The 16,553-nt window shown below is 61.5% G+C and carries 20 protein-coding genes, 1 tRNA gene and 1 pseudogene; 11 read left to right on the top strand and 11 right to left on the bottom strand.

Annotation, left to right across the window (positions count from 1 at the left end; all coding sequences use genetic code 11):
• Window positions 1-97 precede the first annotated feature (97 nt).
• Complete coding sequence (gene recX / locus CO660_RS16105) at window positions 98-649, bottom strand: recombination regulator RecX (RefSeq protein WP_097599572.1); 552 nt, start codon at window positions 647-649, stop codon at window positions 98-100.
• 9 nt (window positions 650-658) lie between these two features.
• Window positions 659-1,684, bottom strand: a complete 1,026-nt coding sequence (locus tag CO660_RS16110) for a histone deacetylase family protein (RefSeq protein ID WP_097599543.1) — start codon at window positions 1,682-1,684, stop codon at window positions 659-661.
• Window positions 1,685-1,818: 134 nt separating this feature from the next.
• Between CO660_RS16110 and CO660_RS16115 the strand changes: the two genes are divergently transcribed.
• Complete coding sequence (locus CO660_RS16115) at window positions 1,819-2,430, top strand: HAD-IA family hydrolase (protein ID WP_097599544.1); 612 nt, start codon at window positions 1,819-1,821, stop codon at window positions 2,428-2,430.
• Between the two features lie 15 nt (window positions 2,431-2,445).
• On the opposite strand, the gene CO660_RS16120 is transcribed toward CO660_RS16115, so the two are convergent.
• Both CO660_RS16120 and CO660_RS16125 read right to left on the bottom strand, forming a co-directional pair.
• On the bottom strand, window positions 2,446-2,964 hold the full coding sequence (locus tag CO660_RS16120) for a GNAT family N-acetyltransferase (protein WP_097599545.1): 519 nt from the start codon (window positions 2,962-2,964) through the stop codon (window positions 2,446-2,448).
• A 24-nt stretch (window positions 2,965-2,988) separates the two neighbouring features.
• Complete coding sequence (locus CO660_RS16125; RefSeq protein ID WP_085776616.1) at window positions 2,989-3,558, bottom strand: XRE family transcriptional regulator; 570 nt, start codon at window positions 3,556-3,558, stop codon at window positions 2,989-2,991.
• 138 nt (window positions 3,559-3,696) lie between these two features.
• Here CO660_RS16125 and tenA point away from each other — a divergent pair, with 138 nt between their 5' ends.
• The 4 genes and pseudogenes from tenA to CO660_RS16145 all read left to right on the top strand — a co-directional run.
• Window positions 3,697-4,395, top strand: a complete 699-nt coding sequence (tenA, locus tag CO660_RS16130; protein ID WP_097599546.1) for a thiaminase II — start codon at window positions 3,697-3,699, stop codon at window positions 4,393-4,395.
• Between the two features lie 77 nt (window positions 4,396-4,472).
• Window positions 4,473-6,305: a translation elongation factor 4 gene (gene lepA, locus CO660_RS16135; RefSeq protein WP_085776615.1), complete on the top strand. Its 1,833-nt coding sequence runs from the start codon at window positions 4,473-4,475 to the stop codon at window positions 6,303-6,305.
• Between the two features lie 57 nt (window positions 6,306-6,362).
• On the top strand, window positions 6,363-6,593 hold the full coding sequence (locus CO660_RS16140) for a type II toxin-antitoxin system CcdA family antitoxin (RefSeq protein ID WP_097599547.1): 231 nt from the start codon (window positions 6,363-6,365) through the stop codon (window positions 6,591-6,593).
• A 101-nt stretch (window positions 6,594-6,694) separates the two neighbouring features.
• A pseudogene (locus tag CO660_RS16145) lies at window positions 6,695-6,979 on the top strand (CcdB family protein); the annotation flags it as partial.
• A gap of 3 nt (window positions 6,980-6,982) precedes the next feature.
• Here the strand turns inward: CO660_RS16145 and CO660_RS16150 are convergent.
• From CO660_RS16150 to CO660_RS16160, 3 genes are all read right to left on the bottom strand, one after another.
• Complete coding sequence (locus CO660_RS16150; RefSeq protein ID WP_097599549.1) at window positions 6,983-7,435, bottom strand: GFA family protein; 453 nt, start codon at window positions 7,433-7,435, stop codon at window positions 6,983-6,985.
• A gap of 73 nt (window positions 7,436-7,508) precedes the next feature.
• Entirely contained in the window at window positions 7,509-8,066 is a 558-nt protein-coding gene (locus CO660_RS16155; RefSeq protein ID WP_097599573.1) for a sugar O-acetyltransferase, read from the bottom strand.
• 11 nt (window positions 8,067-8,077) lie between these two features.
• On the bottom strand, window positions 8,078-8,815 hold the full coding sequence (locus CO660_RS16160) for a type 1 glutamine amidotransferase (protein WP_097599550.1): 738 nt from the start codon (window positions 8,813-8,815) through the stop codon (window positions 8,078-8,080).
• Window positions 8,816-8,940: 125 nt separating this feature from the next.
• Between CO660_RS16160 and CO660_RS16165 the strand changes: the two genes are divergently transcribed.
• Complete coding sequence (locus CO660_RS16165; protein ID WP_011423629.1) at window positions 8,941-9,234, top strand: SelT/SelW/SelH family protein; 294 nt, start codon at window positions 8,941-8,943, stop codon at window positions 9,232-9,234.
• Between the two features lie 10 nt (window positions 9,235-9,244).
• Here the strand turns inward: CO660_RS16165 and CO660_RS16170 are convergent, their stop codons facing one another.
• Window positions 9,245-9,652, bottom strand: a complete 408-nt coding sequence (locus CO660_RS16170; protein ID WP_097599551.1) for a BA14K family protein — start codon at window positions 9,650-9,652, stop codon at window positions 9,245-9,247.
• Window positions 9,653-9,820: 168 nt separating this feature from the next.
• On the opposite strand from CO660_RS16170, the gene CO660_RS16175 reads away from it, so the two are divergent.
• Window positions 9,821-9,905 (top strand) — tRNA-Leu (locus CO660_RS16175).
• A 132-nt stretch (window positions 9,906-10,037) separates the two neighbouring features.
• Here the strand turns inward: CO660_RS16175 and CO660_RS16180 are convergent.
• The 3 genes from CO660_RS16180 to CO660_RS16190 form a co-directional block, all read right to left on the bottom strand.
• Window positions 10,038-10,328, bottom strand: coding sequence for a DUF982 domain-containing protein (locus CO660_RS16180; protein ID WP_097599552.1), 291 nt, complete (start codon window positions 10,326-10,328; stop codon window positions 10,038-10,040).
• A 181-nt stretch (window positions 10,329-10,509) separates the two neighbouring features.
• The gene (locus CO660_RS16185) at window positions 10,510-10,836 is read right to left on the bottom strand and encodes a hypothetical protein (RefSeq protein WP_097599553.1); all 327 of its coding nucleotides are present in this window, start codon (window positions 10,834-10,836) and stop codon (window positions 10,510-10,512) included.
• Between the two features lie 61 nt (window positions 10,837-10,897).
• Window positions 10,898-12,544 carry a GumC family protein gene (locus CO660_RS16190; protein ID WP_097599554.1) on the bottom strand — a complete coding sequence of 549 codons (1,647 nt, stop codon included), beginning with the start codon at window positions 12,542-12,544 and terminating at the stop codon, window positions 10,898-10,900.
• A 135-nt stretch (window positions 12,545-12,679) separates the two neighbouring features.
• On the opposite strand from CO660_RS16190, the gene CO660_RS16195 reads away from it, so the two are divergent.
• The 4 genes from CO660_RS16195 to CO660_RS16210 all read left to right on the top strand — a co-directional run.
• Window positions 12,680-13,729, top strand: a complete 1,050-nt coding sequence (locus tag CO660_RS16195; protein WP_097599555.1) for a glycoside hydrolase family 5 protein — start codon at window positions 12,680-12,682, stop codon at window positions 13,727-13,729.
• Between the two features lie 2 nt (window positions 13,730-13,731).
• Window positions 13,732-15,012: a hypothetical protein gene (locus CO660_RS16200; protein WP_097599556.1), complete on the top strand. Its 1,281-nt coding sequence runs from the start codon at window positions 13,732-13,734 to the stop codon at window positions 15,010-15,012.
• A 55-nt stretch (window positions 15,013-15,067) separates the two neighbouring features.
• The gene (locus tag CO660_RS16205; protein ID WP_097599557.1) at window positions 15,068-16,084 is read left to right on the top strand and encodes an acyltransferase; all 1,017 of its coding nucleotides are present in this window, start codon (window positions 15,068-15,070) and stop codon (window positions 16,082-16,084) included.
• Between the two features lie 308 nt (window positions 16,085-16,392).
• Window positions 16,393-16,553 (top strand): ACT domain-containing protein (locus tag CO660_RS16210; protein WP_141504858.1); only part of this gene is annotated, 161 nt, incomplete at its 3' end.

Below are 16,553 nucleotides of genomic sequence, written 5' to 3' on the forward strand. Positions count from 1 at the left end.
CCCGCCCCCTCGCCGATTGTGCGCTGTTCTTACGAAGACGGTCTGCGAGCGACAAATTCAAACTTCTGATCCGGCCAGTAAAAGGCCTTATGCAAGATCAGAGACGGCAGGCCAGGATGACCTCTTCGGCATCCTCCAAACTCATGTCGAACACCTTCCTGCCGATGTCGAAGCTGAAGCCGTTGCGGGCGAAGGCCGAAAGCTCTTTGGCCTTTCGCTTTTCGTCAAGCTCGACGCGGCGGAAGGGGCCGAAGGCGCGTTTGCGGGCAAATATTGCAGCAGCATAGAGATCGTCAGCCTCCTCAAGGGCGGCCTCTACCTTATCACCAGCGACGCCCTTGGCCGCAAGTTTCCGGGCGATGGCGCGCTTCGATTTGCCGCCGCGTAGCTGGGAACGCGTGCTGATCTCGGCATAGGCGTCATCATCGAGCGCCTTGTTGTCATAGGCGAACCTGACGGCGAAATCGGCAAGGGCCTTGAGTTGCGCCGCACCGATATCCTCGAACTTCTCTTTCGCCTTGCGGGTGATCGCGTCAAACAGCTGCTTTTCGGTCATCATCCGCCGCTCCAAGCGATAGATGGCGGAGTTGCGGGCCCAGCTCAGCATGCGAGGCGTCGGAATGTCGGATGGAACGATCTCGTCGGTCATATCAAGCAATCAGGCTTCCAGGCCCTTGAGGACATTGGCGACGTTGAGGCCAATTTCCGGCACGCCGTAACCGCCCTCCATGCAGGTGACGACGGGCAGGCCGGCGGCGGAGATCATCTCTCCCATGCGAATGAAGTCTTCCGACTTCAGCTGGAAAAAGGAGATCGGGTCGCGCTCGAAGGTATCGACGCCGAGCGCCACAACGATCGCCTCGGCGCCGAAAGCCTTGATGCGGGCGAGCGCATCGGCAAGGGCCGAAGACCAGACCTGCCAGGGCGTGTGCGGCGGCATCGGATAGTTGCGGTTGCTGCCCGTACCCTGCCCTTCTCCTTCCTCGTCGGCATGGCCGAGGAAATAGGGAAAGGCAAACATCGGATCGCCATGCAGCGAGGCGGTGAAGACATCGCCTCTGTGATAGAACAGGTCCTGTGTGCCGTTGCCGTGGTGGAAATCGACATCGAGCACGGCGACCTTCTTCGCGCCGTGATCGATGAGCCGCTGGGCCGCGACGCCCGCATTGTTGATGAAACAATAGCCGCCGAAAAGGTCGATGCCGGCATGATGGCCGGGCGGACGGCAAAGTGCAAAGGCGAACCGGTTACCGGCATTCAGCCAATCCGCTCCGGTGATGGCGCAACGCATGGAGGCGATCGCCGCTTCATAAGAGCCCTTGGTGATGGAGGTGTCGGCGGCATTGGCATAATGGCCGATCGCGCCGACGATATTGTCGGGGACGCGATGGCTGGTGCGGCGGACCGGGAAGGAATTGGCGATCGCTTCGCCTTCGAAACCAGCCGCCACCCAGCGATCCCAGACGGTAGCGAGAAAATCGAGATAGGCGGGGTCATGCACCTTTCGGGCCGCTTCCAGCCCATGCGCGTCCGGCGCTGCGACATCGGCAAAACCCGCTTCCTTGACCGCCGCCAGGATCCACTCGGCGCGAAACGGCGCCTCGAAGGGCGTCACCAGCTGGCCGGCATAGAGCTCGGTCCTGGCGTCACGCAGCTTATGGTCTTCGGAATAGATGACGCGCATTTCGGATCCGTCCTTGATTGGAATTCCAGATTTACATGGGTCGGCCGCGACAAAAAAGCCGGCGCGGCGCCCTTGATCGCCAAAGTGAATGACTTCACCCTTCGCGATGTTTTGAGTCCGAAGGAAACTGCCGCATGAAAGTGCTGATGGTCGATGTCGACGGCGTGCTCATCCATGGCCGCCCGGCCGACGGGCTGCCCCACTTCACCTATCTCGAGCGCGATCTCGGCCTGCGACCCGATCTGCTGCAGCAGGAGTTTTTCCAGGTTCACTGGGGCGCCATCATCATCGGCCGCGAAGCACTGGAGCCAACGCTCGCCGGCGTGCTCGCAAAGATCGCGCCCCATCTCAGCGCCGCGGCGCTGATCGACTACTGGTTCGAAAACGATTCCCGGCTCGACCGCAATCTGCTGGCGGATCTCGCCGCTCTCAGGCGAAGCGGCGTCACTCTCTTCCTGGCGACCAACCAGGAGCACAGGCGCGCGCGCTATCTGATGGAAGAGCTGGGGCTTGGCGCGCATTTCGACGGCATCATCTATTCCGCAGCACTCGGACACAGCAAGCCTTCGCCCGACTTCTTCCGAATGGCGACCGAACGTGCCGGGGTCATGGCCGCGGAGATCGCCTTCATCGATGATATCGCGGCGAATGTCGAAACGGCGCGGCAGTCTGGCTGGAACGCGGCGCAATGGACGGCGGGGACGACATTGGCCGGGGCGCTTCCCATGTTTGCAAGGTGGGCATGAGCGGCACTGGTGCAATCAGGCGAGCCGCTTGTAGAACAAGGTGGTGTCGCAAAAGCCGCCTTCCGGCCACAGAGCATAATCGGGGATGACGCCGACCCGCTGCCAGCCCAGGCGGGGATAGATCGCCTCGGCATCGCTGCCGGTCGCCGTGTCGAGCACGAGCAGGGTCTTGCCGCGGGCGGCCGCCTCGCGTTCGGCGGCTTCCATCAGCAGCCGGGCAAGGCCGCGCCCGCGGGCGGAACGATGCACCAGGAGCTTCTTCAGATCGCCGCGATGCGGCTGGTTCGGCATCTGCGCGGCACCCACCTGCACCGTGCCGACGATCCGGCCGTCGAGTTTGGCGACCAGCAGTAGACTGCTGCCGGCGGCGACTGCATCTGCAACGTCCAGCCAATAGGGCTCGGCATCTTCCGGTCCATAGGGCTGCATGAAACCGACGGAAGCGCCGCCCGTGACGCAATCGGCCAGCACCTCCGAGAGGGCCGGAATTGCAGCGTGGGCCTCCTCAGCAGAAAGGATGCGAATGTCAGGCATGGTCTTCTCCTGAAATGAAGGTCGTCATCGGCCGCCGCGATCGAGCACGACGCAATAGCGCGCCGGGGCATTGCCGGGATTATGGAAGGAATGGCCCTCCCCGACGGGCATGAACAGGCAGTCGCCTGGACGCAGCCGGTAGACCGTCTCACCCGCAGTCATCTCCAGCTCGCCATCGAAGAGCCAGACATGCTGTGTCATGTCATGGGATGCCGCATGCGGTGGGAAGCTGACGCGGGCGCCGGGTGGAAATTCGACTTCGACGATATCGACGGCGGAGCCGGTGCCGGGCGCCGATACCGCGCGCCTGAGATAACCGGTTTCCGGATCGCGCCAGACCTGCTGTTCCTGCCGCCGCGCCAGCGGCGAGGCTTGCTGCCCCTCCTCTGCAAAGAAGGCTGAGAGCGACAGGCCGAGCGCGGCGCAGACCCTTGCCAACAGCGAGGCGGTCGGGCTCGCCTCCGCCCGCTCTATGCGCGAAATCATCGCGCGGCTGACGCCAGACGCTTCGGAAAGCTCATCCAGCGTCAGGCCCTTTTCCAGCCGCAAGGTGCGAATGCGGCTGCCGATCGCCTGTTCGAGTTCCTGTTCCATCGCCGATCCAAGATTCTACTATAAGAGAAATACCTTATCTCATCATGGAATCAAGCGTCTTTTTAATGCGTCGTCGCGCTTGCCTTCACCGCCGTGCCGCCGATATATGGCAGCGGCGCTTGGAGAGCGGAGGACATCATGGACGGCAGCTTGCAGAACATCGAAATCACAGGAAACTTCACGGCCGCCGCCTGGGACCGGATCAAGCCTCTCATGGCCGAGATCGAGCGATTGCCGCTCCTGGAACGGCTTTCGGACGGCACGCTGCCGCCGGAGGTTTTCCGTCACTACATCCTGCAGGACGCAATCTATCTGAAGCATTATGCCCGGTGCCTCGCCATCGTCGCGGCAAAAGCGCCCGACAATGCGCAGGTGCTGCGCTTCCTCGGTTCGGCGCAGAAGGCGATCACCGTCGAGCAGGGCCTGCATGCCGGCTTCCTCTCGCAATTCGGCATTTCGAGCGCAGATGTGACGGCCGCAGAGCCCTCGCCTTCCTGCTTCGCCTATACGAATTTCCTTCTGGCGACCGCCTATCATAGGTCCTATGCTGTTGCGCTTTCGGCCATCCTGCCCTGCTTCTGGATCTACATGCATGTCGGCGAAGGCATCAAAGGCAGACCCGCGATCGAAGGCAATGTTTATCAGGCCTGGATCAACACCTATGGCGATCCGCAATTCGCCGCCGGCGCCCGCGAAGTGATCGCACTGACCGATATCGCCGCCCGCGCCGCATCGGAGACGGAGCGCGCCGAAATGATGGACGTTTTCGTGCGCGCCTCGCAATATGAATGGATCTTCTGGGATTCGGCCTGGCGACTGGAGAGCTGGCCGGTCTGACGCACGCCGGGCAGACCCGCAAAATAGCGTAAACTCCCGATTAATTACCGCTTTGCGGCAGGGGGCGGCGCTGCTATATGGCGCGCATGAGCACCAATTCGACCACTCCGCTGTCCCATATCCGCAACTTCTCGATCGTGGCCCATATCGACCACGGCAAATCGACGCTGGCCGACCGCCTGATCCAGACGACGGGCGGACTTGCCGAGCGCGAAATGTCCGAGCAGGTGCTCGACAATATGGAGATCGAGCGCGAACGCGGCATCACCATCAAGGCCCAGACCGTGCGCCTGCACTATCAGGCAAACAATGGCGAGAAATACATTCTCAACCTGATCGACACGCCCGGCCACGTCGATTTCGCCTATGAAGTCTCGCGGTCGCTGTCGGCCTGTGAGGGCTCGCTGCTGGTCGTCGACGCCAGCCAGGGCGTGGAAGCGCAGACGCTCGCCAATGTCTACCAGGCGATCGACAACAACCACGAGCTCGTCACCGTGCTCAACAAGATCGACCTGCCGGCCGCAGAGCCCGACCGCATCAAGGAACAGATCGAGGAAGTGATCGGCATCGACGCTTCCGAGGCCGTCCTGATTTCGGCCAAGACCGGCCTCGGCATTCCCGACGTGCTGGAAGCGATCGTCCACAAGCTGCCGGCGCCGAAGAGCCCCGGCGGTGAAAAGGCGCCGCTGAAGGCGCTGCTCGTCGACAGTTGGTACGACACCTATCTCGGCGTCATGGTTCTCGTGCGGGTCATCGACGGCGTGCTGACCAAGGGCCAGACGATCCGCATGATGGGCACCGATGCGAAATACCAGGTCGAACGCGTCGGCGTGCTGACGCCGAAGATGGTCAATGTCGACAGCCTCGGCCCCGGCGAGATCGGCTTCATCACCGCCTCGATCAAGGAAGTGGCCGATACACGCGTCGGCGATACGATTACCGAAGACAAGCGCCCGACGGCGGAAGCCCTGCCGGGCTTCAAGCCGGCGCAGCCGGTCGTCTTCTGCGGGCTCTTCCCTGTCGATGCCGCCGATTTCGAAGACTTGCGCGCGGCCATGGGCAAGCTTCGCCTCAACGACGCATCCTTCTCCTTCGAAATGGAATCGTCGGCAGCCCTCGGCTTCGGCTTCCGCTGCGGCTTCCTCGGCCTGCTGCACCTCGAAATCATCCAGGAGCGCCTGGAGCGCGAGTTCGACCTCGACCTCATCGCAACAGCGCCTTCCGTCGTCTATCAGCTGACGATGACCGACGGCAGCGAGCGCGAACTGCACAATCCGGCCGACATGCCCGATGTCGTCAAGATTGCCGAAATCCGCGAGCCGTGGATCAAGGCGACAATCATGACGCCGGACGATTATCTCGGCGGCATCCTGAAACTCTGCCAGGACCGTCGCGGCATCCAGACCGAGCTGACCTATGTCGGCACCCGGGCGATGGTGACCTATGAACTGCCGCTGAACGAAGTCGTCTTCGACTTCTACGACCGGCTGAAATCGATCTCCAAGGGCTATGCATCCTTCGATTATCACCTCGAAGGCTACCGCGCAGGCAACCTCGTGAAGATGTCGATCCTCGTCAATGGCGAGCCGGTCGATGCACTCTCGATGCTTGTGCATCGCATGGCAGCTGAAAAGCGCGGCCGCGACATGTGCGAGCGGCTGAAGGAGCTTATTCCGAAGCACATGTTCAAGATCCCAATCCAGGCGGCGATCGGCGGCAACGTGATTGCCCGCGAAACCATCTCGGCGCTGCGCAAGGACGTGACGGCCAAGTGCTATGGCGGCGACGCCACTCGCAAGCGCAAACTGCTCGACAAGCAGAAGGAAGGCAAGAAGCGCATGCGCCAGTTCGGCAAGGTGGAGATTCCGCAGGAAGCCTTCATCGCCGCGCTGAAGATGGGCGACGAATAGCGCTTCTCAATATATCTTATGCGCATATGATTTGCGCATAAGACCGAGGAGAGCGTTATGACTCAGCAGGCGAGAAAAGCAGCGAACCTGTTTCTGGATGAAGGCCTAGTCGCTCAGGCTCGCGAGCTCAAGATCAACATATCCAGGGCGGCGGAAGAAGGTATCGCGAAAGCGATAAAAGCGGAACGCGAGCGGCTGTGGCGGATCGAGAACGCCGAGGCGATCCGGCTCGAAACCGAATATGTCGAAAAACACGGCCTGCCGCTCGCCAAGTACCGTCAGTTTTAGAGCGGTTCAGTTTTTCATTAAAGCGCAGAACCGCTCTAAGTCTTGTATTACGCAATTCCTGACGGAAACCCGCTTCACACTTTTCCTGGAATTGCTTCCACGTCTATCGCCTGAAAAGTGGGAATGTCCTTGCCGTCGACCTTCAAGCCAATCTGCTTGACGATCTGCCTTCACGTGTCATGGTTCCTTTGCATCCAGTCCAGGAATTGACTTGGACGATCTCGCGACTGAACCCACGCTTTCTCATTGAGAATGAACCATACGTGATGGCCACCCAGCGCATGGCGTCTGTCCCGACCTCGGAAATTGGAGAAGCCGTCACAGATCTATCGGGCAAAAGCGATGCCATCATCTGTGCCATGGACTTTCTCTTCCAAGGCTTCTGAGCCTTATCCCCTGCTCATATACTCCTTCACCAACCCCTCATAGGCGTCCATCTCGGGTAGCGCTTCGTAACTATACACCGCGCCGGTTTCAGCAAACGACAGCTTCTCGCTCGTCCATGTCTCGATGAACGGCGTGAACCAGCTCGGGTCATCGAGCATGGTGACGCGCAGATTGACGAACCAGTCCATGCCTTCTGGCCGGGTGAACATCCAGCTCATGCAGTGCGGACAGAAAAAATGCCTGGTGGCGCCGTGCAGGCCGCCGATAACAGGCTCGCCATTGGTAACCTCGAAACCTTCGCTGGGGATGGCGGCACTCAGCGAATAGGCGCTCGCCGTCATCTTCTGGCAGCCTGTGCAATGGCAGGCCATGGCCAGCAGCGGCGGAGCGCTGATCTTCAAGCGCACCCGGCCGCAGCGGCAGCCGCCTTGCATGGGCAAATTCGGTAATGTCATGATATCTCTCCCCTTCCGTCCTCTGATCTAGAGGAGGCGGCGTCATTGTCGAGGGAGCGCACCTGTGCAAATCTCAAAAGCGGTTTATCGGACGCGCGGGATTGCCGATCACCGTTGCGCCCGCCGGCACATCCTTGGTGACGACGGCGCCCGCACCCACGATCGCACCATCGCCGATCGTCACGCCGCCGAGGATGATGGCGCCACCGCCGACCCAGACATCGCTGCCGATTGCGACCGGTCGGGCGATCTCGATTCCCCTACTGCGAAGCGCCGAATCCTTGTGATGCTCGGCGCAATAAATCTGCACGCCCGGTCCGAACATGGTGCGATCGCCGATCGTCACGCTGCCGGAATCGAGGATGGCGCAGCCGGAGTTGATATAGACGCGCTCGCCAAGGGTGATGTTGATGCCGTAGGAACAATGAAACGGCGCTTCGATAAAGATATCGGGGGCGGCCCGTGCAAAAAGCGCCCTGAGGGCGGGGGCTGCGGCGCCGCGCTCGTCCGGCGGCAGCGTATTGTGGGCGTGGACGGCGAGCCGCGCCTGCCGGCGAAGGTGATCGAGTTCGTCATCCAGGCAGCGATACCACTCACCCGCCGCCATCTTCTCGCGTTCGCTTGCCGTCATCGCATCGCTCTTCAAGCCGGGACCTGCGACCGCATCTCGACCTCTTGCCGTTCGATCTGCCCGACCCAGGCGCGGGCGATGGCAAGGCCGGCGGCATCGGCGCCACCAGCATGCCGCGCAGCCAGTTCGGCATAGCTTTGCAGCCAACCAGGCGCGATGCGTTCTATCGTGTCAGGGAATTCCGCCTTCCACTGCTCGACCACCCTTCTGTCGGCCTCGAAATGAAACTGCGTGCCGTAGACGGCGCGGCCGATACGGAAGGCCTGGTTCTCGGCGACAAGGCTGGTCGCGAGACGAACGGCGCCTTTCGGCAGGGAAAAGGTGTCGGCATGCCACTCGAAGATGGTGAATTCGCCGCCAAGCGCCGAGAGCAGCGGATCGGAGCGGCCTTCATCAGTGACGCCGATGCTGTGCCAGCCGAATTCGCGGGCGGCTCCGAGATGGTTGTCGGCGCCATAGGCGCGGGCAAGAATCTGGCTGCCGAGGCAGATGCCGAGCACGGCCTTGCCGGCATCGCCGAAGCGGCGCGCGAGCCGGGCGAGCTCCGGCAGATAGGGATGCGTCTCGTCATCCAGCGCGCTCTGCTCGCCGCCGAGAACGACCAGCGCGTCATGACCGGATATGTCCGGCGGCAGGATGCCATCCCGCCAGACCCGGAACCACTCGATCTCAGCACCCGCCTCGTCGAGCGCCGTGGCAAGCGCGCCGAGGCCGGTGTTGCGCATATTTTCGACGACTGCGACTCGCATAGGTTCTCCCCGGTGGTCGGCAGTTAGAAACCATGCCGAAGAACGGCGCGCAAGATGCTTGCGCGTGCGCGATTGCGTCTGCACGCCGCAAGCGCTTAAATCACGCCAAACGAAAGGAAAACGCCATGACCGAAAAAGCCCGCGTCTCGATCCTCTACTGCACCCAGTGCAACTGGCTGCTGCGCGCCGCCTGGATGGCGCAGGAGCTGCTGAGCACCTTTTCCGACAGTCTCGGCGAGGTGGCGCTGATCCCGGGCACCGGCGGCAATTTCGAAATCCGCGTCAATGGGGATCTCATCTGGGAGCGTAAGCGCGACGGCGGCTTTCCCGGGCCGAAGGAGCTGAAGCAACGCGTCCGCGACATCATCGAGCCCGGCCGCGATCTCGGCCATGTCGACCGCGTCTCGCACGAAAGCTGACCAAGCACGCTCAGCGATAGGGCGAGCGGCAGACCCTGTAGACGCCTTCATAGGTGAGGAAGTGATCCGTCCGCGGATTATAGGAACGGTATTCATTGGTGCACCAGGCGATGTGCTTGTTCAGATCCCGTGCCGGCTGCACCTGGCGCACCGGCGGCGGGTCATAGGTCAGCTGCGGCCGTCCCGCCGCGCCCGGCAGGTAATAGGTCGGCCCCGCGCCGCGCGGACGGTAATTCGGCTGGACATAAGCCGGGCGATGCCATTGCTGCGGCCCAAAACCGAAGCAGCCGCGAAAATCGCACAGCGTCGATCCCGTATTGACCGGCCCGAGACCCGGCTTCGGCGAATCAGCGCCGGCCATGAGAGGCGCGAAAACGGCAAAAAGGCCGGCGAGCAGAAGCGTGCGAGCAGCAGGCATGAGGCATTCCTTTCGAGACTCCCTCTATATAGGGCGCCCGGACCGGAGCGCTATGGCTCCCCTCCGGCCGCTCCCTCGCATGTGATCGGTTGTTTTTTGCAGACTGTCAGGAAAACTTCAAAAACCCAGTTGACAGTCACGAGCCACCCCCTTACATCGCTCTCCGTCGCCCAGATGGCGGAATTGGTAGACGCGCAGGTTTCAGGTACCTGTGCCGCGAGGCGTGGAGGTTCGAGTCCTCTTCTGGGCACCATTTCCTTTTGATCGCTGCCAAGATCAAACATTCAAATCTTTCCAAAAATTGCGCACTTGGCCCTGTTGACAGAGGCCATCGACCTGCTTGTCTGGATACCGGTTCCAAGAGTCGGCGCAGGTTGAAGGCCTGTCACGCCGCCATGTGGGATGTCGTCTTGCCGCTACCCGATACGACCGACAAAGCGGTAATGCCGGCTTCCCTGGCGGCGCGAAGAAGCAATTCCCTCAATTCCTCCATCCCGGCCTCTCCCGCGACGGCATCATCGCAAGCCTTCACGGCCGCGACATATTCCTCTCCATCGTCGAATGGCCAATCGATTATCAGCACTTCGGCTGCGTCTCGGAGCGTCTTGACGACCCTACGCTGACCGCCAAGAAAGAGGACAAGAGGTGCAAAATTCGGTGATGCGTTCCATTGCATGACACTTTCTCCCCAAAGGTTAGAATATTAGTAATGAAGCAAGAAGCATGCCGGGGAGCGGAAGGCGCGTTCGTTGCCCGATAGAGCAGCGCTTCATGAATGAATTCGGCAACAAATGAAATTTTTCGGGGCTCGGGGCCAAGACGGCCGAGCTGCATGTCTCCGAGAAAGGCGATTGGCCTTACCGCACCGGCTGGTAATGGCCGCGGAGCGGAATCTTTTCGCCCATGGTGACGAAGCCGTCGCGGTCACAGACATACATCAGCGTCGGCATGCCGCCGGAGCGGAAGATTTCGTCATAGCGGCGGCGGATCTGGACGGTCTCGGTGCGGCAATTATAGGATTCCTCTTCCTTCTTGTCCGGCTGCGCCCTGACGCCGGGAAGGCCCTTGTAGGGATAGAGGGGCTGAACAGTCGAATCCACGGATTTCGTCCAGTCGACAGCGAAGGCTGACGCCGGGGCGAGGCTGGACAAGACGCCGATCGATATCAGAAGCAACAGCCGCATGGGAACTCTCCTGCCGGCGACAAACCGCTTCTTCCGCATGTAGGAAAACCGGCGGCCAGCATCAAGCCGCCGCGGCGGGCGATTTCCTGAAATAGCCTCTGATGACGGGGTGGCCGAAGAGACCGACGAGGATGGCAAAGGCAGCGCCCAGGAAGAACCCGGCGAGGAAGCCGCCGATGATGCCGGCGACCATCAGGATCTTCTTTCCCGGGCCATCGGCCTTGACCGGCGGTTCGGCCGGCGAGATGACGCGGATGTTGCTCTGGCTGAGGTTCTGCTCCTCGCTCGTCTGGCTCGAGCGCTTGAGCACCGTTTCGTAGATATCGCGCGCCGCCGTTGCCTTGCGCTGCAATTCGTTCAGCTCCACCTGCTTGTCCGAGGTCGTCGCCTGCAGTGCCTTCTGAACGGCGAGCTCCTTGGCGACGCTATCCTCGGCGGCCTTGGCCTGCTCGTATTCGCCCTTTGCCGAGGTGGCGAGGCGCTGCAATTCGCCCCTGATTTCGCCGGCTATGCTCTGCAGCGAGGAGCGCGCCGCCTGCAGGCGCGGATGACGCGTTCCCATCTGGCTTTCAAGGCTGCCGACGGCGGCGGCTTGGGCGGCATATTGCTGACGCAAGCTGACGAGCGGCGAGGTGACGCCGCCTTCCGCCTGGTTGCCGGCAACAATGTCTTCGACGCGCAGATTGGCGACGGCATCGGCGCGGGCCTTCGCCTGGATGGTCTTTTCCTGCGCCGTTACCAAGAGCGTGTTCAGCGAGACGAGGCGCTGGTCGGAGATCAGGTTGCCTTCGGTCGCGGCCATGTCGTTGTCGGCCCGGAAAGTTTCGACCGCCTGCTCGGCCTCCAGCACCTTCTGGCGCAGATCGGCAAGGCGTCCGTCCAGCGTCGAGGAGGTGTTTTCGTAGAGGCCGTTCGAGGCGCTGTTTTCCTCCTCGGTAAAGGAGGTGACCACCTGGTTGGCAAGCTTCGCGGATTTCTCGGGGTCGTTCGTCGTCGCGGCGAGCGAAACGACATAGGTGCCGGCCTGGCGGGTGATGACAAGCGCCTTCTGCAGGGCGCCGATCACGGCCGCGCCATCCGTCCTGCCGCCGTTGAATTCCGGATCCTGGTCGAGCTTCATCGCCTCGACGACGCGGCGCAGCACATTGCCCGAGGTCAGGATCTGCACCTGGCTGTCGATCAGCGCCGAGATCATCTCCGGCGATGGGCCCGAAGATTGCGCGCCGGCCTCGGCCAGCCCGATCTGGCGCGGATCGAAATAAAGGCTGCTGACGGCGGTGAATTTCTGGCCGATCAACGGCGCCACCACGCCGCCCCCGACGGCTCCAAAGAGGGCCAACACAAACACCACCAGCCGGCGGCTCCAGATCGCCGCGATGCTGGAGCGGAGGTCGAGAAGCGCGGCGGCGGGCGCGGATGTGTTCTGCAGCGGCACATTGGCCACAGCCGGTTCTGGGGCCGCAGGCGGTTCTAGGGCCGCAGGCCGTACGGCGGCAGCGGCGGACGGCGGCTCGGATCGACGGATGTCTGCAACCCGTGCCGACGGTGGCACGAAAGGCGGTGGGGCTGGCTTGGGCTCGGGACGGGCGAAATCATCCGGACGAATAACGGGACTGCGCGGGCGCACGCCTTCCGACGCAGTCGGAGACGGCTCGTAACTGCGCCAGCCGGGCAGCCGGCTTACCCTGTTCCTGTCATATTGACTCATACGCGCACTCGTGTCCCGCCCAGCGTGAAAGACTGAAGCCGAGGTGCTGCGACTTTAGAAATTCTTAGCTAACGGACCGTTAAGATAGGCGCAGCGACGTCGATGTTGCGATTTGCCGTGATTGCGAGGATAGCTATGAGGACGACACGACATCTGGCGGCGCTGCTGCTTGCGGCCGCCCTTATGCCGTCGCCGGCCTTTGCGGCCGGCGCGCCGTGTTATCGCGGCGTCAATCTTTCCGGCGGCGAATATGGCGAGCGCGGCGCCATCTACGGTACGAACTACATCTATCCGAGCGAGCAGACGATCCGCTATTTCGCCGAAAAGGGCATGACGATCATTCGGCTGCCCTTCCGCTGGGAGCGGCTGCAGCCGGCGCTCGGCGGGCGGCTGGACGAGGACGAACTCAAGCGGATCAAGGATACGGTCGGCCTGATCCGAAAGCGGGCCATGGCCGTTCTGCTCGACCCACATAATTTCGGCTATTACGATAAGGCGCAGATCGGCACCGCGCCGGCGACGGACGCTGCTTTCGCCGACTTCTGGGCAAGGCTCGCGGTCGAATTCGCCAATCAGGACGGCATTCTCTTCGGCCTGATGAACGAGCCGCACGACATCAAGGCCACCGACTGGCTCGATGCCGCCAACGCGGCGATCCGCGCCATCCGCGCCGTCGGCGCTCGCAACCTTATTCTGGTGCCGGGCACCGCCTGGAGCGGCGCTCACAGCTGGGAAGAGGATGTGATCGGCGGTGCCAACGGTACTGTCATGCTCGGCGTGCGCGACCCGCTCGATTTCTACGCTTATGAGGTCCATCAATATCTCGACGTCGATTCGTCGGGAACCCATGCCACCTGCGAAGGCGCCGCCACCGCGGTCGAGGCCATCACCGGCGTCACCGCCTGGCTGAAGCGGAACCATAAACGCGGTTTTCTTGGCGAATTCGGCGGTTCCGCCGACAAGGACTGCATGAGCGGCCTGACCAAGATCTACGCGACCATGTCCGGCAATAGCGATGTCTGGCTCGGCTGGTCCTATTGGGCGGCGGGCGAATGGTGGCCGGCGGACGAACCTTTCAACGTTCAGCCGGGCAAGGGCCCTGAGCGACCGCAGATGCGGCTTCTCGCCGCGTCGGCGAAAGCGCACGCCGGCGCCTGCACCGCCGTCAAGCCTGCGGGGAATTGACCGTGGCGACAGTCGATCAGAAGGCAGCGACTTTCACGGTGTCGGGCAACCGCCTCGACGCGGCCGGGGGGGCGTCTCGCGTCGATCATGCGGTGCTCTGGCTTGGCCTGCTTTCGATGCTCTATAACGGCATTCTTGCCTTCATCAACCACAACATCATGCCGCTGTCGATGACGCATGTCGCCGCCAGCGAAGGCTTGATTCTGGCAAGCGCGATCATCTACATCCTTCATAAGGGGATCTACGAGACGGATCTGCCGAGCTTCCTGTTCCTGCTGTTCACGCTTGTCGTGACCATCTATGTCAGCGTGCTCAACCGCATGCCGTTCGTCGATCATTTCCGCAACGTGCTGATCATCTTCTGCTTTACCGGCCTCGGCGGCTGGAGCAACGAGAGAACGATGAAGCTGGCCTTCCGCTGGGCAAGCCTTGCGGTGCTGATCTTCCTGATCTTCGAAATCGTCAGCGTGCCCTTCTATGTCAGCATCGTGCATCCGTCCGATTATTTCGCCAATACGCGCGGGCTGCTGCCGCTGAGCTACAACACGACAGGCCTGTTCCAGAACGCTCTCGGCTTTCCCGAGCGCTTTTCCTTCGGCATTATCGACCATCGCTCGTCGTCGATTTTTCTCGAACAAGTGTCGCTTGCCAATTTTTGCGGCGTGATCGCGATCTACCTGATTTCCATGTGGGAAAGACTGGGGCGCTGGGACCGGCTGCTCTTCATCAGCACGGCGGTGCTGATCCTGGTGACGAACGATACGCGCACAATGCTGATCTTCTGTTTTGCCTGTATCGTCGGCTATTTCGTCTTTCCGAAGATCCCGAGGAATTTCAATCTGGCGCTGATGCCGCTGATCGTCGCCGCGGGGTTTGTCGTCTATACCCTCAAACCCAATGCGACGGGCGACAATTTCACCGGCCGCATCAACCTGACGATGAAGAAGATCATGGAGCTCGATCCTCTCGCCGTACTCGGGCTTTCGGTCGACAGGGTCGCCGAGTTCGCCGACAGCGGTTATGTCTATCTGATCTACGCGGCGACGATCTTCGGCGTCGTCGCGCTCTGGCTATTCGTCTGCCTCTTCCCAGCCGGCCGTACGGCGGCGCAGCGGCGATGCGCCCATTCACTTTCTCTTTTCATTTTTCTGAATATGATGATCGGGGGGACCGCCGTTTTCTCGATGAAGATTGCCGGCCTCTTGTGGTTCGTCGTCGGATATATGCGCTTCCACGACAGCCCGCGCATCCGGCAGGGTCGTGCGGCAGATGTACTGAGTTGACCGTAGCGGCACGGTGGAAACCGGCGTCCGAGAGTCCGAGGAGCAAGACGCTTCGATGCTTGTCCAGCTTCAATATCTGCGCGCTGTTGCGGCGCTGATGGTCGTTTATTTCCATGCGATATTGCAGCTTGCCAAGGTCAATCCCGCCGTCGACGCCACGGCTTTTCTTTATGGCGAAACCGGCGTCGACATCTTCTTCGTGCTGAGCGGTTTCGTGATGTGGCTGACGACGAGCGGGCGCGCGATGAGCCCCAGCGATTTCGCCCGCCGCCGCATCAGGAGGATCGTCCCGCTCTATTGGCTGGCAACCTTGTTTTCGGCGGCCGTGGCGCTGGTGGCGCCTTCACTGCTGAAATCCACGGTGTTCGACCTTCCGCATCTCATCGCCTCGCTGATGTTTCTGCCATGGGCCAATGCCGCCGATCCAAGCACGATCACCCCTGTCGTCGTGCCGGGCTGGACGCTGAATTACGAAATGTTCTTCTATTTTGTGTTTGCGTTGCTGCTGCCGCTCTCGGAAGCCCGCCGGATTCCAGCGATGTTCGCCGTCTTTGCCGTGATCCTGATTGCCTGCCGGCTGCTGCCGGAAACGACGGCCACCCGGTTCTACGGTCAGCCGATCATGCTGGAGTTCCTCGCCGGCGTCGTGCTCGGCTGGCTTTACGGGCAAAAGGTGCTTCTGCCGAACCGCTGGGCATGGGCGGCACTGGCCACGGGTTTTGTGTTCCTCTTCGTCAACGAAGCGCTGATGCCGCCGGAGAGCCGGTTCTACGCCTGGGGAATCCCGGCGATCTTCATCATCTGCGGCGCAGTTTCCATCGACTTTTCCCGGCTGCCGGTTCTGGGATGGCTGAACTATCTCGGCGACTGCTCCTACAGCATCTACATCACCCACGCCTTCACACTCGCTTTCCTGAGGGTGGCTTCGGAACGCCTGCCGATCGGCATCCTGCAGCAGCCGCTGCTCTTCGTGGTCCTGGCGCTGGTGCTTTCGTCGGTCGGCGGAGCAATCGTCCACGAAATCACCACGCCGCGCCGGAAAGTGGCGGCCGTGAGCCGTCCGCCGGCCTAACCCATCGGATTCAGTTCCCGTCCTTCACATCCTTGGTTTCCCGCCTCTCGATGTCGCAAATTGCTCATCAGCTTTCAGCGACATGCTATAGTTTCATTCACTGAAGGCGAGAATACACATCCGTGCGGCGCTGGCGGCACAGCGTTTTGAGCAACTTCTCCTAAGCTGATGTCGCGATGAGAGAACTTGCAGGAACGTGATGGTTTATCTTGCAATTTGTCGCATAAATGAAAGTGCGCCGGCCTATTCGCGGCACGGGCTTTGATCTAAGCACGGGCTGCGGCCTCCAAGAGGGAAGAGGGAGAGACATGAAAAGCTATGTATTGACGGTATCCTGCAAGTCGACGCGCGGCATCGTTGCGGCGATTTCGAGCTATCTGGCCGAGAAGGGCTGCAACATCGTCGACTCCAGCCAGTTCGACGATCTCGATACCGGCAGGTTCTTCATGCGCGTCAGCTTCATTTCCGA

It is taken from the genome of Rhizobium sp. L9, assembly GCF_002531885.1.
In the GTDB taxonomy this organism is placed as follows: domain Bacteria; phylum Pseudomonadota; class Alphaproteobacteria; order Rhizobiales; family Rhizobiaceae; genus Rhizobium.

Excerpts from the sequence above, each read along its gene's own strand:
- CO660_RS16185 (WP_097599553.1), bottom strand. The coding sequence starts at position 10,836 with ATGCGGCTGTTGCTTCTGATATCGATCGGCGTCTTGTCCAGCCTCGCC.
- recX (WP_097599572.1), bottom strand. The coding sequence starts at position 649 with ATGACCGACGAGATCGTTCCATCCGACATTCCGACGCCTCGCATGCTG.
- CO660_RS16180 (WP_097599552.1), bottom strand. The coding sequence starts at position 10,328 with ATGCAATGGAACGCATCACCGAATTTTGCACCTCTTGTCCTCTTTCTT.
- CO660_RS16190 (WP_097599554.1), bottom strand. The coding sequence starts at position 12,544 with ATGAGTCAATATGACAGGAACAGGGTAAGCCGGCTGCCCGGCTGGCGC.
- CO660_RS16165 (WP_011423629.1), top strand. The coding sequence starts at position 8,941 with ATGACCGAAAAAGCCCGCGTCTCGATCCTCTACTGCACCCAGTGCAAC.
- lepA (WP_085776615.1), top strand. The coding sequence starts at position 4,473 with ATGGCGCGCATGAGCACCAATTCGACCACTCCGCTGTCCCATATCCGC.
- CO660_RS16195 (WP_097599555.1), top strand. The coding sequence starts at position 12,680 with ATGAGGACGACACGACATCTGGCGGCGCTGCTGCTTGCGGCCGCCCTT.
- CO660_RS16150 (WP_097599549.1), bottom strand. The coding sequence starts at position 7,435 with ATGACATTACCGAATTTGCCCATGCAAGGCGGCTGCCGCTGCGGCCGG.
- CO660_RS16110 (WP_097599543.1), bottom strand. The coding sequence starts at position 1,684 with ATGCGCGTCATCTATTCCGAAGACCATAAGCTGCGTGACGCCAGGACC.
- CO660_RS16125 (WP_085776616.1), bottom strand. The coding sequence starts at position 3,558 with ATGGAACAGGAACTCGAACAGGCGATCGGCAGCCGCATTCGCACCTTG.
- CO660_RS16160 (WP_097599550.1), bottom strand. The coding sequence starts at position 8,815 with ATGCGAGTCGCAGTCGTCGAAAATATGCGCAACACCGGCCTCGGCGCG.
- CO660_RS16140 (WP_097599547.1), top strand. The coding sequence starts at position 6,363 with ATGACTCAGCAGGCGAGAAAAGCAGCGAACCTGTTTCTGGATGAAGGC.
- CO660_RS16205 (WP_097599557.1), top strand. The coding sequence starts at position 15,068 with ATGCTTGTCCAGCTTCAATATCTGCGCGCTGTTGCGGCGCTGATGGTC.
- CO660_RS16115 (WP_097599544.1), top strand. The coding sequence starts at position 1,819 with ATGAAAGTGCTGATGGTCGATGTCGACGGCGTGCTCATCCATGGCCGC.
- tenA (WP_097599546.1), top strand. The coding sequence starts at position 3,697 with ATGGACGGCAGCTTGCAGAACATCGAAATCACAGGAAACTTCACGGCC.
- CO660_RS16120 (WP_097599545.1), bottom strand. The coding sequence starts at position 2,964 with ATGCCTGACATTCGCATCCTTTCTGCTGAGGAGGCCCACGCTGCAATT.
- CO660_RS16155 (WP_097599573.1), bottom strand. The coding sequence starts at position 8,066 with ATGACGGCAAGCGAACGCGAGAAGATGGCGGCGGGTGAGTGGTATCGC.
- CO660_RS16170 (WP_097599551.1), bottom strand. The coding sequence starts at position 9,652 with ATGCCTGCTGCTCGCACGCTTCTGCTCGCCGGCCTTTTTGCCGTTTTC.